The organism is Bacillus sp. FSL W8-0102, from assembly GCF_038007225.1.
Lineage (GTDB): Bacteria > Bacillota > Bacilli > Bacillales > DSM-4216 > Bacillus_O > Bacillus_O smithii.
Genome location: NZ_JBBOWT010000001.1, coordinates 1,931,224 through 1,948,120, shown reverse-complemented (window position 1 = coordinate 1,948,120; position 16,897 = coordinate 1,931,224). Strand labels below are relative to the sequence as shown.

Genomic DNA, 16,897 nt, shown 5'->3' with positions numbered 1-16,897 from the left:
AAATTAAACAACTCTTTATACTAGTATTTAATTAAATGTAAGCGTAAAATAATCCCCACCTTTTAATGATAGGGATTAAATACTATTATTGTGATAAGTTATTAAAAACCCGACAATTCAAAGGAATTGTTTTGGACCAAGGAAGTAGTTGATCAAGCTCATCCATATTGCTTATATCCATATTGGGAAGCCTTTCAAATAAGTAGCGAAGATAATAAAATGGATTTAATTTATTCTCTTTTGCTGTCTCCACAATACTGTAAATGATTGAGCTGGCCTTAGCTCCTTTCGGAGTATTGCTAAAAATCCAGTTCTTCCTACCGATCACAAATGGTTTAATGGATCGTTCACTTCGATTATTATCGATTTCTAAACGTCCATCCTCTAAAAATGCCACGAGTTTTTCCCATTGGTTGAGGCAGTATGTAATGGCTTGACCTAATAGACTCTTTGGTAAAACATTGCTTTTCTCTGTTTTTAGCCATGCTGAAAAAGCCTCCAACAATGGTTGGCTGTGTTTAAGTCGTTTTTTATATCGTTCTTCTGGTGTACATTCTTTCAAATCACGCTCGATGGCAAATAGCTGATTACAGAAATTGAGTCCTTCCCGAACTGTGACTGCTGAATGACGTTTGGATTCAGGAAGTACGTTTAAAGCCTCATCGAACTTTCTGCGGGCATGAGCCCAACATCCAACTAATGTTACGCCGGATACCTTATGGTATCCTGCATATCCATCGACATGCAGGTATCCTTTAAACCCTTTTAGGAATTCTTTGGCATGTTCTCCTGCTCTAGTTTCCTGATAGTCATAAAGGACAAGTGGTGGATCCTCTCTTCCAGTCCGATAAAGCCACATGTAAGATTTCGATGTACTTGACCTTCCAGGTTCATGTAAAACCTGAACAGTTGTTTCATCCGCATGTAGAATGTCTTTAGAGAGGAGATGCTCTTTCATTCGTTGATAAATTGGCGCAAGCCATTTTTCGGCACCATAAAGCATCCAATTGGCCATGGTTTGCCTGGATAAGATCACACCTAATCGTTTGAACTGTTGTTCTTGGCGATATAGAGGTAGCCCCTCTACATATTTTTGATTCATAATATATGCCATGCTTGACGGTGAAGCTAAACTTTTTGGATACACAGATTTTGGGGCAGGTGCTGTAACGATTGGTGTCTCTATTTCATTACGCTCACAATGACGGCATCCATAGACATATCGAACGTGTTTTAAAACTTTGACTTGAGCCGGAATAATCACTAATTCTTGTCGTACTTCTGTGCTCATTTCGTGTGTTTTTTCACCGCAACACGAACAGACCTGCTCTTCTTCGGGTAAACGATATTCAATCGTTTCCATAGGCAGGTTTTCAAACGTAGCTTGACGTTGACCACGTTTCTTTTTACGACGATATGTAATTGTTTCAACAGTTGGCTCTTCGGCTTTTACATTAGACTCTACCTCTGCTTCATTGAATAAAGGTAGTTCTAATTGATTAGGATTTGTTTTTTCGCTTGAAGAGCCAAATTTTCGTTTTTGACTAAGACGATACTGTTCTTCATACCATCGTAATTTCGCCGTCAATTCAACGATTTGCTGTTGAAGTTTTTCAATTAATTCAAATGGGTTTTGGGTAGGATTCTTTAAATTTTTCATCATGTAGTAATAATTCGACGGTTTTAGCTATTTTCCTCCAAGGTTTTTGTTAAAAGTAAAAAATTCATATAACTGTTCTAGCCTTTACTTCTGGGTGTGCTTTCTTTTGCTCCATTGCAAGACCATCCAATAACCAGCGTAATTGCCGATAACTAATTTGTATCGTTCCAGTGTCATTTTCATTTGGCCATTGAAATTTTCCTTTTTCCAATCGACGATAATAAAGCCAAAAACCATTATAGTCCCAGTGAAGAATTTTTAATTTATCTCGCTTTCGATTACAGAACACAAAATAGCTTGATGAAAAGGGATCTAAATCAAATCCCTCTTTCACCAAAGCAGCTAATCCATCAATGGATTTTCTCAAATCAGTACTTCCTTTTGCCAAGTAAACTCGTTCAGCTCTTGTACCAACTAACATGTTGATTTCAACGTCCTAACCACTTCTGAAAGAAAGGCCGGATCGAAACCAGGTTTTACTTCAATTGAAATCCCACTAATTTCAATCCGTAATGAATTTTCAACTGTTTGTGAATGATCTTCTAGGGTAACGGATGCCCATTTTGTAGACTTTCCTTGATTTTTTATTGGATTTTCAATTTTTCTTAACCAGTATTTAAACTGGTGAATACTCCATTGATTTTCCTTGCACCAGTTTACTTGAGTTTGACCGCTTTTACGATAGTCAGCGATTCGTTGTTCCCAAACCTTTCGTAATTCAGGATTCTTAGGCATAAAAAAACCTCCTTCAATTTCATCTTGAGGAGATTATCTCATGAAATTAGCACATCAAGAAGGTGTCCAAGATTTGACGCTTACAATTAAATTACTTACTTTCAATCAAACCACTTTAAGGAAGAAGATGTTATCAGTAATCTCAAAGAAGGCATTAGTGAATTAGAAATAGCAAACATGTTTAATACATCTATAGCCAGTCAAGGAGCTATCGCTGCTTTACCAATGATCAAAATAGGTAGACACGCGGTTGGAGGACAACGTAGACAAAAATCGGAAATTAAGCTCCAACCTGGGGACTTAATATGGTTTGATTGCGATGTAGTCTGTAATGGGTATTGGGCAGATAATGCACGGGTGTTCTCATATAAATATATGAAACCCGAGTATGATAAATTTAATGCATTGTACAAGGGACAGCTTGTGGCAATTAATGAAGTAAAGATCGGTATGAAGGGAAAAGATGTATTTAAATTAACAATGAGTGCGGGTCTGAAAAAATTTCCATAAAGTCTTGACTTACTCTCCAATGCCGCTTAATATGCAGAGTGTTCCTGTAAGTAATTGGAATAATAATCAACGGGGAAGGTGAGAAAGATGAAATCCATTTGTGTATTTTGTGGTTCAAACTATGGGAATGACATGGAGTTTAGGCAAGCAGCCAGAGAGCTTGGAAAGTTCCTTGCCAATAAAAAAATATCCCTGATTTACGGTGGAGGGAAGGCGGGGCTAATGGGGGAAATTGCAGATGCTGTCTTAAGCCATAAAGGCCATGTTATTGGGATCATACCTAAGTTTTTAAAAGATAAGGAACTAGCACATGAAAATATAAGTGAACTCTTTATTGTAGACACAATGCATACACGCAAAGCGAAAATGTATGAGTTAGCAGATGGATTTATTGTCATGCCTGGAGGTTATGGAACTTATGAAGAACTTTTTGAAGTGCTCTCTTGGTTGCAAATAGGCATACATAATAAGCCAATTGCTCTGCTTAATGTCAATGGTTTCTTCGATCCTCTCATAAAAATGTTAGAACATACTGTCGATAAAGGTTTTGCAAAGCCTGAAAATCTAAAGTTAATTATAAGTGCTGGCAATGTGGATACTCTTTATCAATTGATGGAGAATTTCAAACCTAATTTAGTAAATAAATGGACATGATACCTCTGGTTCCTGATGGCAAATCGACCTGTATCATTTTCAAGATAGCGAAAGAGTTTTGTTTTTGTAACTCCTGCAAGTTCATATATACAGGTAGTTTATTATCAATCTTCGGGGTTTCGATACCAACCATGAAATCATTCATCAACAGGTTTTCGCGTGTACAGTACTTCGTAAACGATTTTAAACAAGAGATTTTTCGGTGAATCGTTCTAGGTTTCATATTTTCTTTTGTAACTTGTTCTTGGATAAAACGTCGCACGAGAGTTTTATGAATGTCATCCAATTCAAGGGATCGATGATGCTTTACCAAAAAATCTTCAAAGGTCTTAAGATCAAAAGAATAACCAGCAACAGTGTTTTTCGAATAGTTTTTTTCAATTTCTAGATACAGTAAAAATTCATCAATAGCTTCTTGCAGCAACATCTAAATAACACCTCCAGTGATAATAAACGAATATTGATAACAAGTTTAAAAGATGATCATTATCGTCTAAAAAATAGATAATTCGTTTAACAAAAAACTGACGAAAAATTATGAGGAACTTAGAAGAGGAAGTGCCTAATAATTGTTTTTATAGGAACTTGAAGGGAAGAACCCCTAACATTACGAAGAAATAAGTTAGTTTACATAATATATAGTGAAGGGCTTAAAAATAGAATTATAGGAAGTTCTCATAATTTATCGTCTGAAATTTGATAAAACGAATAAAAAATGATAATTATCGTTCAATAAATACTTTAATAAATTTTAGCATAGTTTTTCTGGGATGTCTATTTTAAGAATGCCAGTTGTAAATAATAGTAAGTTTAACGTATTTCCTTGATGTATTGACACATTAAATGTAAAATTCATATAATGGAACCAATACATGATTATTTGATTAATTATTCATATATAATAGGAGTATATAAAAGTTCTGGTAGATTGTACACCAAGAACTTTGATGGATAAAGGAGGAATAGGTATGTCAGACTTTCTCAAATATATATTAGGTGGCTATCATGATGATGAACATGATCATGATCATGTTCATCATCATCGCTATGGGCATGGTCATCACGATCACCATCATGATCATCATCATGAGTACTATGAAGACCCCAGACCATATCGCTATGAGGAACCAAGAGTTTCTCCAACTAATTCACGCGTGATTATTTGTGAGCGCTGTGGTGTTTCTAACGATATAAGTCATAAATTCTGTTATGAATGCGGAAATAAGTTACAGAAAACTCCTATTGCTTGTCCAAAATGCAATACTCCTGTCATGGAAAACGTCAAATTTTGTCCTCAATGTGGAACACAAATCCGATGAACAAAACCTTCTCTTCCTGTACTGTGAAGAGAAGGTTTTTTGTAAAGATATACATCACTATTAACATAAAAAACCCAAGATTCCAATCATTATCTAGACTACAGATTTCTTTACTCCTTATTTGAATTTTCGAACTGATTTGAAACTAATGGCTTAAAAGTCTATAATTTTAACCTTTAAGTAAGCTCTTTTTTGTATAGCAAAAGATAGAAGCTCATGCTGTTTTTATTGCATTTGATTTTTTCATTGCTTTTCGTTTGGTTAGGTAACGTTGTAGGAAATAAGAACCTAATACATAAACAACCGCAACAGCTTGCGAAGATAATCCTTCTACATTTGGGAACACACAGAACCAAACGCCTAACCAATTTGGGAAATGTACATTGATAGACGTTGTACTTATCCATCCAGCAAGTTGCATTTCTTGTACGGTTTCACCCACCATCACCGCAAGCACCATGACTAAAAGGGCACCTGTAAATACCAACATTTTCTTATGAGGAAGTTTCTTCTGAAATAAAAATGTAAGGACTCCCACAATCATGGTTAACGATAATCCAATCAATGTTCCTTGAAGTATAATGTCAGATCCAACTTTTAATCGTAAATTTTGAAGGAATAGAACTACTTCAAAACCTTCGCGATATACAGATGTTAGACCAACTAAAAACAAGGACCAAAAGGCACTTGTTGATACTTCAGTATCTTTTTTCCCTATTAATTCTTGTTTTTTTCGATTATGAAGACTGATCCAGCCCGTCCAGTAAATTTTATGAAAAAACCAATTAAGAATAATTAATAAAACCACTACAGCCAAGACACCAGTAAATGCTTGGATATTAAGCTGTGACGCATTGACAGAAGAAATGATTGCTACAACTACAAACCACGTAACAAGAGTTGCTAAAAATGAAACACCTGCTCCAAGAGAAATGGGTTTCCAATAATTATCCTGTTTCTTACGAATTAATCCTGATATGATTGCTGCTAAAACAAGAATAGCCTCTAATCCTTCCCGAAAGACTAAGATTGCTGTATTTATAATAGCTGCCCCTGGTGTAATATTTCTAGCGGTAGGGTCAGGATTTCCTTTGAAGTATATCCCTTGCCATACAAGAACTCCAATTAAAACAAGAATGGAAATGGTAATCAAGATAGTTTTTAAGTTAAAAACTTTTTGGAACAATTTTCTGTCCTCCTATGTATAAACAATAATGATAATCGTTATCATTGTATACTCAAATTTTAACTTGGCGCTATTTAGACGTCAAGATAATTTTGGCAACCATATTTAAAACAAAAAATTCAACATAATTTTAGCATCAATCGAAAAAGGAATATCCATGTGTTGGATGAGACTGAAACGTCAACTGATGTCATTACAGCTGACGTTTATCCCTCACAATGATTAGAATGTTCAATGGTTTGTCTTAGGATGCTCATTACATGTTCATCATCATGGGAATAATAAATAGTGGTACCTTCACGGCGAAATTTCACTAAACGTAAGTTTTTTAGTATTCGTAATTGATGTGATACAGCAGATTGTTGCAAAGAGAGAATTTCAGAAATTTCTGTAACAGAATGTTCTCCTTGAAAGAGAAGGTTAAGAATACGAATTCTAGTTGGGTCAGATAAAGCTTTGAATATTTGGGATACATTAGTTAATGTATCACTATCTAAATGTTCGTCTAAAAATTTGCTATTCTCCATATTGTAACTCCTTAGAATTTATTATTGGGGTATTATTTATTATAGGACAAAATGAGAAAGTAATCGAATTGTGCAAACTGGTTAACTGATATAATAATCCTACCTCAAATTTTTCCATTAATTATTAAGAAGGACGGGTTAAATACTTAAAAATGTAAAGAATAAATAAATATTAATATTTGAACATATACTCATATATGTGTATTATGTATATGTAGTTACTCAAAACTTTATGAAAGTTATACTATGGAAAAAAATGTCAGATTTAATTAAGCATCTATTCCCGTCATCATTGGCACTTTATGAAATCATCAACTTCGACAGCACGATGATGATAATTATCGTCATAATCGTAGACGTGATCGTAGCTATTACAACTAATACACGTAAATATGATGTGTTACGAAAATAAGGAATTGATTAATAAAGAAGACCCCAGAAGGCACTTTAGCTTTGTATATAAATATATTGCTCAATATGAAATCATTATAAAAGAGGAGGAGCCATAATGGCGCATACAAATTCCCATAATCATTCTCATGATCATAGTAATATTTTTCATAGCCACGCACCATCAGGGAAAATGAAACAAGCATTTTTTTTAGCTATGATTATTTTAGTTGCTGAAATTGTGTTTGGTATTATTTCAAACAGCCTGGCTTTGTTGGCCGATGCTTGGCACATGGCGACAGACGTAGCCGCAATTGGTCTATCTTGGTTTGCCTTAGAACAGTCAAAAAAATCGCCAAACAAGAAAATGACATTTGGTTATGAGCGTGCAGGTATTATAGCCGCAGCTATCAATGGTTTAACACTTGTTTTAGTCACTTTTTGGATTTTTTATTCCGCCATTGGTAGGGTGATTAATCCCGAACCCGTTGGAAGCTGGGGGATGTTTATAGGAGCTGGAATAGGCTTAGTGGTCAATATTTTCATTATCTTTCGATTAAAAGGAGATGAAGAAAACTTAAATGTCAAAGCGGCTCTTCTACATGTTATAGGAGATGTTGGAGCATCGGCAGGTGTTATCATTGCAGGGGTTATTATTTATTTTACTAATTGGCAAATTGTCGATCCGATTCTAAGTGTATTCATTGCAATATTAGTTGCATTTAGTGCATGGAACATTATCAAGCAAAGTTTCCGTATTTTAATGCAAGCTACACCACAAAATATTGACTTAAACGCACTCTCAGAAAAAATAAGATCAGTAAATGGGGTAAAAAGTGTCCATGATTTACATGTTTGGGCGCAAACAACCGGCCAAAATTTTCTAACTTGTCATGCTGTGTTAAATGAAAATATAAAGTTAAGCGAAAGTCGATCAATATTAGAAAAGATTAATGAGCAGCTCAAAATGCAAGGTATTCAACATTCCACCATACAAATTGAAGACCCAAACATACCTCATGAGGATACGCTTATCTGCGCTGAAATTCAGCATTCTCATGATCATGAACACGATCATAGTCGTGAGCATCACCATAACCATTAATTCTTTTATCCAGAGCAAACGGAGATTCCTAAATTGTAGGCATCTCCGTTATTTTTCACCTTAAATAAAACATTTAGACATTTTTATTTCTTGGCAGATTGAAAATAAAAGTAATTTGTAAATTACTTGGTTATTTTGTTATAACTGCTCCCAAATCTTATTCAGTATGGAATATGACATACATCTTTTAGCATTTTCCCCCCCATGGGATGAAGAACCTTTCATTAATTTATTGACTTTTTATCCAAAAATCAATTTGCCTTCAGCAACTAAATATGAATGTAAATCAGTTATATCTTGTTCAACACGAACGTGATCCTGATCATGGTGATGATTGTGATTGTGATGAGATTCGTCTGAATGAGCAAATTGTTGATTTGTTCCAAATGTTTCCTCATCATATCTTCCTTACAAGTTGATAAGAGTGTTTTATATATTATCCTTTGTAATGGCGAATTTTTATTGACACATCATAGATATGCTTCATATAATAAAAGCAAACATATGAACACATGAATTGTTGTTCATATATAAAAGGGTGTGAGTAAATGAAAAATAAAATGATAACAGAAGAACGACCTGAGACAGTAGAAGTATGTGAAGAAACTTGTGACAGAACGGTTATTCATGCAGAAGTCGTATCAAAGGTTAAAGAAAAGATCCCAAGTCTAGAAGTCTTAACTGAGATGGCGGAACTATTTAAAATACTTGGTGATCGAACAAGAACACGTATTTTATACGCTTTATTTGAATCGGAAATGTGTGTATGTGATTTAGCGTATTTACTCGGTATGTCGCAATCTTCTATTTCTCATCAGTTGCGGGTATTAAAGCAAGCCAAGCTAGTAAAAAATCGAAAAGAAGGAAAAGTAGTGTATTATTCACTTGCTGATAGTCATATCATTCAGATTTTTGATCAAGTATTGCAACACGTTAATGAAGATAAAATATAAAGGGGAAGAGAGACGAGAAACGGATGGAAGAGCAAAAACAGAAGATAAAGCGAGAATTTGCGTTAGAAGGATTGGATTGTGCGAATTGTGCCATGAAAATTGAAAATGGTGTAAAAGGGATAGCAGGTGTTTCAGATTGTTCGGTTAATTTTGTAACCAAGACACTCACGTTAGAAACAGAACAGACACAAGAGGAAACAGTTGTGTCAGAGGTAAGGAAAAAAGTAAAAGTGCTAGAACCGCATATTAACGTACAAGAAAAAGGATCCTTTACTCGTACTTTATACTTAAAAGGATTAGATTGTGCGAATTGTGCTGCAAAAATTGAACAAGGCGTAGGACGTCTAGAGGGAGTTACATCATCTACCGTCGATTTTGTCTCCAAAAAATTGATTATGAAAACTGCTAATCCGGATGACATAGATCGATTAGAAGCAGAAGCGACAAAGATTATTAAACGACTAGAACCAGAGGTGGAAGTCGTGCCAGAATCGCACGATCATGATCATGACCACGACCATGACCACGGCCATAGCCATGATCACGGAAGTGAAAATACGAGAAAAATGTTGGTTCGATTAGGGATTGGTGCCATTTTAGCTGGTATTGGGATGTTTGCACCTGTTTCTGGCATGGGAGAGCTCGGGTTATTTCTTATTGCTTATCTTATTGTAGGGGGAGACATTGTTCTACGAGCTGCCAAAAATATTCTGAGAGGACAAGTATTTGATGAACACTTTTTGATGGCCCTTGCGACTATCGGAGCATTTGCCGTAAAACAGTATCCTGAAGGGGTAGCTGTTATGCTGTTCTACCAAGTAGGCGAACTATTCCAAGGGATTGCAGTCAATCGTTCTCGTAAGTCCATTAGTGCATTGATGGACATTCGCCCGGACTATGCTAATGTAAAAGTCGGAAGCGATATACAACGAGTGTCGCCAGAAAAAGTAAAAATTGGCGATCTCATCGTAGTAAAACCTGGTGAAAAAATACCACTAGACGGGAAAATCGTAGAAGGTAATTCTATGGTTGATACCTCTGCATTAACTGGAGAATCAGTACCACGGGAAGTAGAAGTTGGAAGTGCTGTGTTAAGTGGGTTCATTAACAAAAATGGAGTTTTAACTGTAGAGGTTACAAAAGGATTTGGAGAATCAACTGTATCTAAGATTTTAGACCTTGTCCAAAATGCAAGTAGCCGAAAAGCACCGACAGAAAACTTTATTACTAAATTTGCTCGTTATTATACACCTGTAGTTGTGATCATTGCAGCGGCATTAGCATTAATCCCACCACTTGTAGTAAGTGGAGCGACGTTTTCAGATTGGGTGTATCGTGCATTGGTATTCTTGGTTATTTCGTGTCCATGTGCGCTTGTGGTTTCCATCCCACTCGGATTCTTCGGGGGAATTGGTGCTGCATCCAAAGCGGGTATCCTTGTAAAGGGTAGTAACTATTTAGAAGCTTTAAATGATGTGAAATATGTTGTATTCGATAAAACGGGTACGTTAACCAAAGGTGTATTTAACGTAACAAGTATCCATCCAACGGGTGCAATGTCTAAAGAACAATTGTTGGAATATGCAGCGTTTGCAGAAGTTCATTCCAACCATCCTATTGCCCAATCTATTCGCAGTGCATATGGGCAAGTGATTAAAAAAGAGGCTATCCAAGGTTATAATGAAATCTCTGGACATGGGATTCAAGTAACAGTCAATGGAAAAGAAATCTTAGTTGGGAATGCAAAGCTCATGACAAAAGAACAAATCTCTTTCAAAGAGCCAAGTGAAATTGGAACCATTGTTCATGTCGCAGTAGATAAACAATATGCGGGATACATTGTTATTTCAGATGAAGTAAAAGAAGATTCAGCACAAGCTATCCGTTCATTAAAGAAACTAGGTATTAAAAAGACAGTCATGTTGACGGGAGATGCCAAAACAGTCGGAGATGCAGTAGGCAAAAAGTTAGGACTTGATGAAGTACATGCCGAATTGTTGCCGCAACATAAAGTAGCAGAAATTGAGAAGTTAGATGCACAAAAATCTCCAAAGGAAAAACTCGTGTTTGTCGGTGATGGTATTAATGACACACCTGTTCTGGCACGAGCAGACGTAGGCATAGCAATGGGGGGATTAGGTTCTGATGCAGCCATTGAGGCGGCAGACATCGTCATTATGACAGATGAACCTTCTAAAATCCCAATGGCCATTGGTATCGCAAGACATACTCGTAGAATTGTATGGCAAAATATTATGTTTGCTTTAGGAGTGAAGGGAATTTTCCTTCTATTAGGTGCTTTTGGGATTGCAACAATGTGGGAAGCTGTTTTCTCAGATGTAGGTGTCACAGTACTAGCCGTTCTAAATGCCATGAGGGTGTTACGAGTGAATCAAACATTATAATAACAAAGCCAACCAGTTTATGGTTGGCTTTGTTTGTGTATTTGAGCACTTTGCGTAAGAAAAGTATGGTGCACTCAAAGGATTATGAAAATTTAATCAATAGATGTATTTCACATATATTATCCGTTTAATGACTTATAAAAAGAATGGATAGAGAAAAGCTGGTGTTTTCGATAACCAAAGCTGAAGAAGGAGAGATTGACAGTGGCTCTAATCTAGCTAACTTATTGTCATTAATTCTGTTTAAATCCCAAACTATGGTGAAGGGACGAAAGAGAAGGGTTCGGGGTTTTGTGGGAATTTAGTGTAACGTAAACACAGTAAGAAAAATGATTCGATGTTCAAATACCATTTGTGAATATGGAAGTTTGTAATCCACAAGAGGCAGCGCATGTGATTTGCCGTCACTTCTTTATTTAATAGTTGTTGAATATAAGATAGCTAGTGGATGAATGGTAATTATAAATATCCTTATGGGAGTATATGTCGGTTATGTGGTGTATGAAATGAAGCAACAAAACAACATGAGTAATTTGGCATCGTTTTTATTATGTGAATATGAAAAACAGAAAAACCAATCATATCAAGGATCATTCATTTATTTATAATTGAGAGAGTTGAGAGTATTAGAATAATAAGCGAATTGCCCCCCTAATTTCGGACACATCCCATTCTATTTTAGGTATTCTTAATATTTCTCGTTTTTTCTTGGATTAGATATGGAATAATCATTCATACATCTTCATAAGATATCCACAATTTCTACATCGGTTTTTCATAGTTGGTTTTTACGATGAAGGTATGAAGGTAAATAAAAAAGGAGATGTTAATCATGAAAAAGCTTATAAGTGGAATAATTGCTGATACGTTAGTATTATAAATAGGTATAGGGGTATTTTTGAATAGTAACGGTCAGGGAAGATACCTATTTCGTTCGGATGATTCCATTAGCGAAGGAATGCACAGCTAGATAATGTGTGAGGTGATGATCATAATGGATGGTATGATGAGTGGTTGGGGAATGATGGGATTTGGATTCTTCGGCTGGGTCCTTAACCTGTTCATCATTGGATTAGTTGTCTATTTTGCCGTAAAATTAGCATTACGCAATAAAGACTAAAACAACTTTATATGGCTAATTAAGTAGGAGAGGGTAAATAACCCTTCTCCTTTTACAACAACGTACGTGCATTTCAGCATATGCGGCGGTTCTGTTAGGTCTCACGAATATATTCGTTTTGTTGTTAAAGACTCTCTAGCCCTTCGTTCTCCCAAGGATTTGATGCAGTCTAGCACTACAGGAGATTTGGCAATATTTCTTCCGTGTTTTCCCCATTTCGGAATGCCCATAATTTTGGGCACCTCTAACTTCATTTTTGTTATCCTTAAATTTTTTTGTTTATTCTGACAAGTAAAAAAACCTCTCCTTCCTTTTACTCGAACTTCTTTAATCATCCATACTTCTTCGAGAATTGTCCCTCCGTAAATTTCCGTAAATAGAAAAAACAGCAGTCTTATAAGCTCAACCTGCTGTTTATTTATAAATACTTCTATCTATAAAATAATTTTTTTCGTTTCTTGTTATTCTTTGCTCCTTTCTAGTTGCGGACAGTTTATATTCACTCTCCCCTGAAGCAGTAAATAATCCTGCTTTTTACTAAACTGAAAGGAATGGTAGTAACAAAATATTTATTCTCTATGACGAATTTAAATTGTTCCATTTATTAAAATTCATAATTTCTCCAAATTTATCGTGTAAAATAATGCATATTTTAATTCTGGAATTATTTGTTCAATGGGAAGGAGAAACTGTCATGGGGACTAACTTCGTAAGGATGATTCAAGAGTATCGATCTGACATGGAATCAGTCTACCAAACTTGGTTTATAGATAATGACCAAAGATTAAAAGCATTCCGTACTATTCGAAACGGTGTAATAGAGGTAATTAACGATATAGAAAACAATACATTCGGAAACGACTTTAAGGGGTCCTCTTTAGAAATTGTTGTGACAGCCATTGCAGAACAAAAACAAGTTTTTGAAGGAGCCGCCCATGCATTTTATTGGAAACCAAAACTACGAATACCCGATATTTATGAAAATGAACTTAATAAAAAGGCTTTTGTCAGATTTTTGAAATCATGTCTACAAGCGACAACAGAAAAGCAACTTGTAGAAGAAATAGTAAAACTAGACCAATTACAAATTAAAGGGCTTGGACCTGCTGTAGCTAATATTCTCTATTTTCTTCATCCAACTTTTTTCCCGCCTTTTAATACAGCTATTGTAAAAGGGTTTAATCTTCTATTTGACCAAAAAATTAAGCTTGGTTCATGGCAAGAATATTTAAAAATGAGAGGAATCATTTTAGATTTTAATGAGAAACATAGAAATTTACTTTCCAAGGACCTTGGTGCAATAGGAGGACTCTTTTTTGAAATTGGAACGGGGAGATTAGTAATTAGCGAAAACTATGAAATCACATTAGAAAGTATGGAAAAACAAACAAAAGCAAAAATGAAACGTCATACTGAAGTGATAAATGATGCGATCGAGGAAAATGACCATTCGGAAATGCAATATCATTTAGCAAGGTTAGGAAAATCACTTGGTTATGATGTATGGATTGCCCAAAATGATCATAAAAGAGAATGGAATAACCAAAAGTTGGGAGAATTTTCCTTAAAACGATTAAATCTGCCAAATATCCCTCAGCCAGTAAAGGAAACCGTCGCACTAATTGATGTTATTTGGTTAGACAAAGAAAAAAGAATTGTTGGCGCATTTGAAGTTGAAAAAAGTACATCTATTTATTCAGGGATTTTAAGACTCTTTGATTTGGCTTTAACTATGAATGGAAACGAAACTAAGTTTTATTTAGTTGCTCCAGATAAACGCGAGAAAGAGATAAAAGCACAACTATTAAGGCCTTCTATTCGACATTCGAATGCTTGCCAAATTTCTTACATATTATTCTCTGACCTTCGATGTGATTGTGATGCGATGTGCAAATTTGGTAATGACATTGGTGTTTTAGACAAAGTTTCGAGAAATGTTGGATAAGTATCTATACGTTTCACTCCGATGGAAAATTGGGGAATAATAGAATACAAATACTCCATGAATAAGGGAGAGGAACAGATTAAGGCTAAAAATTCAACCAATGAATCTCCTATTAGTTTCTTCTCCAATTTATAAGGACTCAAATAGCTATGGGCTGAATGGGAAGGGAAAAAAAGTGAGAAAAATTTCGTTCAAATTAGGATTATTATTTTTTGTATTTGTATTAGGAGTAGAGACGGTTTTATTTGCGTCTTTATATGTTACTCTGGTTCATTCGAGAATTAATGAGGAATTTGAGCAACTATTAGCAAGAGGGAACAGTCACCGTGATGTGTTAGAAAAAAATTATAATCCTTCTACATTAGAACATGTCACATTGATGGAGTCTGAAGCGGAGACAGACGTCGTGATTACCAATGACAAGGGAAATATATTGTATTTTTCAAAGAATATTTTACCAGTTGCTAAAAGAATCATTAAAAAAACAAATAAAAACATTCCCTATGGTGGAATGATAGTGCAAAAAAACTGGCAAAAGGAGTCGCATATTGCAACCGTAAGCCCGATTCGGATTAACGGCAAGCTAAAAGGATATGTCTATATGTTTCAAAATACCGATTCTATTCAATATATGATTTACAAGTTAAAGCACCATTTTATGATGGTTGGAATTCTTTCTGTATTTTTAACCATTATTACCATTGCTTTCTTATCAAGAGTCATTACCATACCTCTCATTCGTATGAAACAGATGACCGAAAAATTAAGTAAAGGTGATTTTTCTGTTCGTTTGCAAGTAAAAGGGGGAGACGAATTAGCGGAATTAGGGAAAGCCATTCAAACATTGGCGCTGGATTTGGAATTCTTAAAAAAAGAAAGAAAAGAATTTCTCGCTAGTATATCTCATGAGCTTCGTACTCCGCTGACTTATGTAAAAGGATATGCTGACATCGCTAGGAGGCCCAATATTGAAGAAGAAGAGAGAAATCGATATTTGTCCATTATTTATGAAGAAGCAGAGCATATGGAAAAATTAGTAAAAGATCTTTTTGAGTTAGCACAAATGGATCAACATTCCTTTCACATTCATAAGGAACCTACAAACTTATGTGCATTCTTAAAAAAATTATGTGACAAAATGAATCCTGCTTTTCAAGCGAAAAACATGTCTCTTGTCTATTACTGTGATGGGAACATTACTGCCCACATAGACCAAAAACGTTTTGAGCAAGTAATGATGAATCTGTTAGACAATGCTTTAAAATATTCCGATCAAGGTTCTACCGTCACTATTGATGTAAGGGAGGAGAAAAAGAACATTGTAATGATTGTTTCGGACGAAGGAACGGGAATTCCTGAAGAGGATTTGCCGCATATTTTTGAACGGTTATACCGAGTGGAAAAATCAAGATCAAGAACCAACGGCGGAACGGGATTAGGCTTAGCAATAGTAAAAGAAATTATTGAAGCTCATGGAGGTTCTATTTATGCGGATAGTATCTACGGAAAAGGAACAAAAGTAATGATTACATTACAGGAGGGATGAGAATGTACACGATTTTACTAGTTGACGATGAAAAACGAATGTTAGATTTACTTGATCTTTATCTTTCGCCTAAAGGGTATCATTGTGTAAAGTGTGAATCCGGTTTATCAGCGATACAGTACTTAGAAAAGAACAAAGCTGATTTAGTCTTGCTCGATATAATGATGCCGGAACTGGATGGTTGGGAAACTTGTAAACGAATTAGAGAATTTTCTAATATCCCTATTATCATGGTAACTGCAAGAGATCAAACATTGGATAAAGTAAAAGGACTTAAAATGGGGGCGGATGATTATATCACAAAACCATTTAACGAATCCGAGTTGCTTGCTCGAATAGAGGCTGTACTACGCCGTTCGATAGGGATACATTCAAAAATTGAGTTACAAGGTTTAGTATGGGATGAAGGCCAGCATAAAGTTCAATATAAAAACCAGCCTATTTGTTTAACACCTAAAGAGTTTGCTGTATTAGGGCTTTTTCTGAAAAATCCAAGCAGAGTATTTAGCAGAGAACAAATCATCGTGTCATTATGGGGCTATAACGCAATCACAGAAGAACGTACAATAGATTCTCATATAAAAAATATTAGAGAAAAACTTAGACAAGCTGGTTTTCCGATAGATCAATATCTCCAAACTGTTTGGGGGGTAGGATATAAATGGGAGGTATAAGATGAGAGCATGAACATGCAAATCATTACACTATTCAATTAATATGAAAATGTTGTTTACCTCTCTAATATTGTGCTAATTATTATTTTCAGTGATTTAGTACTTGTACCAAGATGAACGTATTTTGATTTTAGAAAGGCACGTTTTTAAATTTTACAGGGAAAGAAT

General features: G+C 35.3%; 17 protein-coding genes. 11 read left to right on the top strand and 6 right to left on the bottom strand.

From position 1 onward, the window contains the following. Positions 1 to 85: 85 nt before the first annotated feature. The 3 genes from tnpC to tnpA all read right to left on the bottom strand — a co-directional run bounded on the left by tnpC (position 86) and on the right by tnpA (position 2,395). Positions 86 to 1,663 carry an IS66 family transposase gene (gene tnpC, locus N1I87_RS09305; RefSeq protein WP_048623352.1) on the bottom strand — a complete coding sequence of 526 codons (1,578 nt, stop codon included), beginning with the start codon at positions 1,661 to 1,663 and terminating at the stop codon, positions 86 to 88. Between the two features lie 61 nt (positions 1,664 to 1,724). Further along, on the bottom strand, positions 1,725 to 2,081 hold the full coding sequence (gene tnpB, locus N1I87_RS09300; RefSeq protein WP_003352857.1) for an IS66 family insertion sequence element accessory protein TnpB: 357 nt from the start codon (positions 2,079 to 2,081) through the stop codon (positions 1,725 to 1,727). Next, a complete protein-coding gene (gene tnpA / locus N1I87_RS09295) occupies positions 2,075 to 2,395 on the bottom strand; it encodes an IS66 family insertion sequence element accessory protein TnpA (RefSeq protein WP_003352856.1) in 321 nt (106 codons plus the stop codon). Before tnpA ends, tnpB begins: the two co-directional genes overlap by 7 nt. A gap of 40 nt (positions 2,396 to 2,435) precedes the next feature. On the opposite strand from tnpA, the gene N1I87_RS09290 reads away from it, so the two are divergent. The 3 genes from N1I87_RS09290 to N1I87_RS09280 all read left to right on the top strand — a co-directional run bounded on the left by N1I87_RS09290 (position 2,436) and on the right by N1I87_RS09280 (position 3,559). Beyond that, on the top strand, positions 2,436 to 2,561 hold the full coding sequence (locus N1I87_RS09290) for a hypothetical protein (protein WP_341101439.1): 126 nt from the start codon (positions 2,436 to 2,438) through the stop codon (positions 2,559 to 2,561). 11 nt (positions 2,562 to 2,572) lie between these two features. Then, the gene (locus N1I87_RS09285) at positions 2,573 to 2,905 is read left to right on the top strand and encodes a M24 family metallopeptidase (RefSeq protein ID WP_003352898.1); all 333 of its coding nucleotides are present in this window, start codon (positions 2,573 to 2,575) and stop codon (positions 2,903 to 2,905) included. 87 nt (positions 2,906 to 2,992) lie between these two features. Further along, complete coding sequence (locus N1I87_RS09280) at positions 2,993 to 3,559, top strand: LOG family protein (RefSeq protein WP_341094449.1); 567 nt, start codon at positions 2,993 to 2,995, stop codon at positions 3,557 to 3,559. Here N1I87_RS09280 and N1I87_RS09275 read toward each other — a convergent pair. Further along, positions 3,534 to 3,986 carry a site-specific integrase gene (locus N1I87_RS09275; RefSeq protein ID WP_341101437.1) on the bottom strand — a complete coding sequence of 151 codons (453 nt, stop codon included), beginning with the start codon at positions 3,984 to 3,986 and terminating at the stop codon, positions 3,534 to 3,536. The genes N1I87_RS09280 and N1I87_RS09275 overlap by 26 nt on opposite strands. 541 nt (positions 3,987 to 4,527) lie before the next feature. Between N1I87_RS09275 and N1I87_RS09270 the strand changes: the two genes are divergently transcribed. After that, positions 4,528 to 4,878 carry a double zinc ribbon domain-containing protein gene (locus tag N1I87_RS09270; protein ID WP_025726851.1) on the top strand — a complete coding sequence of 117 codons (351 nt, stop codon included), beginning with the start codon at positions 4,528 to 4,530 and terminating at the stop codon, positions 4,876 to 4,878. 214 nt (positions 4,879 to 5,092) lie between these two features. On the opposite strand, the gene N1I87_RS09265 is transcribed toward N1I87_RS09270, so the two are convergent. Both N1I87_RS09265 and N1I87_RS09260 read right to left on the bottom strand, forming a co-directional pair. Continuing rightward, on the bottom strand, positions 5,093 to 6,064 hold the full coding sequence (locus N1I87_RS09265) for an FTR1 family iron permease (protein ID WP_025726852.1): 972 nt from the start codon (positions 6,062 to 6,064) through the stop codon (positions 5,093 to 5,095). Positions 6,065 to 6,270: 206 nt separating this feature from the next. Continuing rightward, positions 6,271 to 6,591, bottom strand: coding sequence for an ArsR/SmtB family transcription factor (locus tag N1I87_RS09260; protein WP_025726853.1), 321 nt, complete (start codon positions 6,589 to 6,591; stop codon positions 6,271 to 6,273). Between the two features lie 508 nt (positions 6,592 to 7,099). On the opposite strand from N1I87_RS09260, the gene N1I87_RS09255 reads away from it, so the two are divergent. The 7 genes from N1I87_RS09255 (at position 7,100) to N1I87_RS09225 (ending at position 16,729) form a co-directional block, all read left to right on the top strand. After that, entirely contained in the window at positions 7,100 to 8,086 is a 987-nt protein-coding gene (locus N1I87_RS09255; protein WP_025726854.1) for a cation diffusion facilitator family transporter, read from the top strand. A 560-nt stretch (positions 8,087 to 8,646) separates the two neighbouring features. Continuing rightward, complete coding sequence (locus N1I87_RS09250) at positions 8,647 to 9,039, top strand: ArsR/SmtB family transcription factor (protein ID WP_025726855.1); 393 nt, start codon at positions 8,647 to 8,649, stop codon at positions 9,037 to 9,039. A gap of 23 nt (positions 9,040 to 9,062) precedes the next feature. Further along, positions 9,063 to 11,444, top strand: a complete 2,382-nt coding sequence (locus tag N1I87_RS09245) for a heavy metal translocating P-type ATPase (RefSeq protein WP_025726856.1) — start codon at positions 9,063 to 9,065, stop codon at positions 11,442 to 11,444. Between the two features lie 994 nt (positions 11,445 to 12,438). Then, positions 12,439 to 12,564, top strand: a complete 126-nt coding sequence (locus tag N1I87_RS09240; RefSeq protein WP_269318616.1) for a hypothetical protein — start codon at positions 12,439 to 12,441, stop codon at positions 12,562 to 12,564. A gap of 694 nt (positions 12,565 to 13,258) precedes the next feature. Further along, entirely contained in the window at positions 13,259 to 14,509 is a 1,251-nt protein-coding gene (locus N1I87_RS09235) for a hypothetical protein (RefSeq protein ID WP_025726858.1), read from the top strand. Between the two features lie 175 nt (positions 14,510 to 14,684). Further along, entirely contained in the window at positions 14,685 to 16,055 is a 1,371-nt protein-coding gene (locus tag N1I87_RS09230) for a sensor histidine kinase (RefSeq protein ID WP_341101431.1), read from the top strand. Positions 16,056 to 16,057: 2 nt separating this feature from the next. After that, positions 16,058 to 16,729 (top strand): response regulator transcription factor, encoded by a 672-nt coding sequence (locus N1I87_RS09225; protein WP_025726860.1) that lies wholly within the window; start codon positions 16,058 to 16,060, stop codon positions 16,727 to 16,729. The last annotated feature ends 168 nt before the right edge of the window (positions 16,730 to 16,897 follow it).

What these genes read in the sequence shown, in the direction of transcription:
- tnpC (WP_048623352.1), bottom strand. Translation starts at nt 1,663, where the DNA reads ATGATGAAAAATTTAAAGAATCCTACCCAAAACCCATTTGAATTAATT.
- tnpB (WP_003352857.1), bottom strand. Translation starts at nt 2,081, where the DNA reads ATGTTAGTTGGTACAAGAGCTGAACGAGTTTACTTGGCAAAAGGAAGT.
- tnpA (WP_003352856.1), bottom strand. Translation starts at nt 2,395, where the DNA reads ATGCCTAAGAATCCTGAATTACGAAAGGTTTGGGAACAACGAATCGCT.
- N1I87_RS09290 (WP_341101439.1), top strand. Translation starts at nt 2,436, where the DNA reads ATGAAATTAGCACATCAAGAAGGTGTCCAAGATTTGACGCTTACAATT.
- N1I87_RS09285 (WP_003352898.1), top strand. Translation starts at nt 2,573, where the DNA reads ATGTTTAATACATCTATAGCCAGTCAAGGAGCTATCGCTGCTTTACCA.
- N1I87_RS09280 (WP_341094449.1), top strand. Translation starts at nt 2,993, where the DNA reads ATGAAATCCATTTGTGTATTTTGTGGTTCAAACTATGGGAATGACATG.
- N1I87_RS09275 (WP_341101437.1), bottom strand. Translation starts at nt 3,986, where the DNA reads ATGTTGCTGCAAGAAGCTATTGATGAATTTTTACTGTATCTAGAAATT.
- N1I87_RS09270 (WP_025726851.1), top strand. Translation starts at nt 4,528, where the DNA reads ATGTCAGACTTTCTCAAATATATATTAGGTGGCTATCATGATGATGAA.
- N1I87_RS09260 (WP_025726853.1), bottom strand. Translation starts at nt 6,591, where the DNA reads ATGGAGAATAGCAAATTTTTAGACGAACATTTAGATAGTGATACATTA.
- N1I87_RS09255 (WP_025726854.1), top strand. Translation starts at nt 7,100, where the DNA reads ATGGCGCATACAAATTCCCATAATCATTCTCATGATCATAGTAATATT.
- N1I87_RS09250 (WP_025726855.1), top strand. Translation starts at nt 8,647, where the DNA reads ATGATAACAGAAGAACGACCTGAGACAGTAGAAGTATGTGAAGAAACT.
- N1I87_RS09245 (WP_025726856.1), top strand. Translation starts at nt 9,063, where the DNA reads ATGGAAGAGCAAAAACAGAAGATAAAGCGAGAATTTGCGTTAGAAGGA.
- N1I87_RS09240 (WP_269318616.1), top strand. Translation starts at nt 12,439, where the DNA reads ATGGATGGTATGATGAGTGGTTGGGGAATGATGGGATTTGGATTCTTC.
- N1I87_RS09235 (WP_025726858.1), top strand. Translation starts at nt 13,259, where the DNA reads ATGGGGACTAACTTCGTAAGGATGATTCAAGAGTATCGATCTGACATG.
- N1I87_RS09225 (WP_025726860.1), top strand. Translation starts at nt 16,058, where the DNA reads ATGTACACGATTTTACTAGTTGACGATGAAAAACGAATGTTAGATTTA.